Here is a 1,993-nt window from a genome sequence, read left to right as displayed (position 1 = left end):
ACCGTCGGCAGCGCGAAATGGGTGTCGGCAAAAGCGTGGCCGTGGCCCGGAATGTGCTTCATGACGGGCAGGACGCCGCCCGCCATCAAGCCTTCGGCCGAAGCTCGGCCAAGCTCGATCACGGCATTGGGCTTCGTGCCATAGGCACGAGCGCCGATCACCTCGCTCGCGCCTTTGACCGGAACATCTAGGACCGGCAGGCAATCGGCGGTGACGCCATGGCGCAGGAGATCGAAGGCGTGCAGGCGCGCCAGGAGCCATGCGGCGCGGCGGCCGGCTTCGCGATCGTCACGCCAAAGGGCGCCAAGCGCGCCGCCTGCCGGATAGTTCGGCGCCAGCGGCGGCCGCAGCCGCTGCACACGGCCGCCTTCCTGGTCGATGAAGACCGGAGCGTCCGGCCGTCCGACACAGTCGCGCATCGAAGCGACCAGGTCGCGGATCTGCTCGGTCTCTCCGATGTTGCGCGCGAACAGGATGAAACCCCAGGGGCGTTCATCCCGATAGAAGCTGATTTCCTCAGGAGCGAGCGATTTCCCGGCACAGCCGAGGATCATGGATTTTGATTCGGTCATGAATGGAATCTTAGGGCTTTGGCCAAGCAAAGGGAATCACCCCTGGCCCGCGACGCCCGAACCGGAAAACCGTCCACAACGAAACGCCGGCGCGGCCTTGCGGCGGCGCCGGCGTTGAAACGATCTGGGACGATCAGCGCGAGACGAAGCAGGTGCCGCCGGCCGCCTTATAGCTGGTGCACAGGTTGATCGCGTCGTTGCGCGACTGCGCCGGAACCCGGACGCGGTAGAACGTGCCCTTGCCGGCGATCTCTGCCTTGACGATGTTAGCCTTGCGCCCGGAAAGCACGCTGCCGTAGCGGCGCTGCAGGTCCTGATAGGTCGACTGGGCGCTTTCAACCGTCGGCTGCGAGGCGATCTGCATCGACCACGAGCCGCTGCCTGCCGCCGCCGCCGGATCGATGGAAGCGACCTGGTCGGGCTTGACCTCGCCGACGATGTCTACCGGCTGGTCGGAAGGGCGTGGCGGCGCCACCGGCACCTTCGCCGGCGTGTTGGCCGACTGGGCCTTGGCTTCATTCTTCGGCGCGGCATTGGGTATCGCTGGCTTGACCACCTCGGTCTGGTCGCCCTGACCGGCAGTCTGGTCGGTGGCCGGCGTGACCGTCCCCGTCGCCTGGGCGTCGCCCTGCCCGGCCGGAGCAACGTGCTGCGGCGCCGGATCGGCTGGCTCGGTTGCCGCCACTTTCGGCGCGGCAGGAGCCGGATCCTCGTGCGCGACCAGCGAGCCGTCAGGCTTCACCATCATGGTTTTGACCTTGCGCGGCGCTACGGCGACGACGTCATTGCCGGTCCCCTTGTCGGCCTCTTGCAGCACCTGGGCGATGCGGTCCTCCGATTTCGGCGTCGGAGCGGCCGGCTGCGCGGTGCCCTGGGCGCTACTCGGCGCTGCCGCGTCAGGACCCGACGCTACTGCGTCCGGACCCGGCGCTGCCGCGTCGGGATTGGCCGCTGCGTCGGCGCCAGACGCTGCATCGGTGTCGTCGGGCGAAAGATCGACGATCCGGCTCTGCGGCGGTTCCTTGGACGCCACGTCGATCGGCTCCTCGATGTTGGTCACCAGTTTCTGCTGCACCGGCTCGGCAGGCTTGGCCGCACCACCCTTGGCGACCGCGTCATAGACCTTGCTGTCCTGGTTCGGCACCACGGCGCCACCCGGATTCTCCGGCTTGACCTTGATCGGCGAATTGTCGGCCTTCACGATCACGGGCGCTTCGCTGCCGCCCTTGCCGCCAAAGGAGAAGGCAAGCGCGCCAAGGCCGCCCGCGATAACCACGGCGCCGACGAGCGCGGCAACCATCATGCCACGGCTGCGCGGCTTTGCTGCCTCCCGTTCGGCAAGGCCCGGCACAGTCATCGCCTCATCGAGTTCGGGATCGTAGTCGAGGTCATCGGTGGCGAAATCGTCCGCCTGCGTAACC

At 67.6% G+C, this 1,993-nt stretch carries 2 protein-coding genes; both read right to left on the bottom strand.

Annotated elements, in window-relative coordinates; all coding sequences use genetic code 11:
* Positions 1 to 572, bottom strand: a 572-nt coding sequence (locus tag EOA29_RS34510) for a glycoside hydrolase family 3 N-terminal domain-containing protein (protein ID WP_145969988.1), incomplete at its 3' end; no start/stop codon positions are given.
* Positions 573 to 705: 133 nt separating this feature from the next.
* The coding region (locus EOA29_RS34505; RefSeq protein ID WP_189479087.1) for an SPOR domain-containing protein at positions 706 to 1,993 on the bottom strand (1,288 nt) is incomplete at its 5' end.

The organism is Mesorhizobium sp. M1E.F.Ca.ET.063.01.1.1 (assembly GCF_003998155.1).
GTDB lineage: Bacteria > Pseudomonadota > Alphaproteobacteria > Rhizobiales > Rhizobiaceae > Mesorhizobium.
The sequence above is the reverse complement of the archived record's forward strand: the minus strand, read 5'-3'. Positions and strand labels throughout refer to the sequence as shown.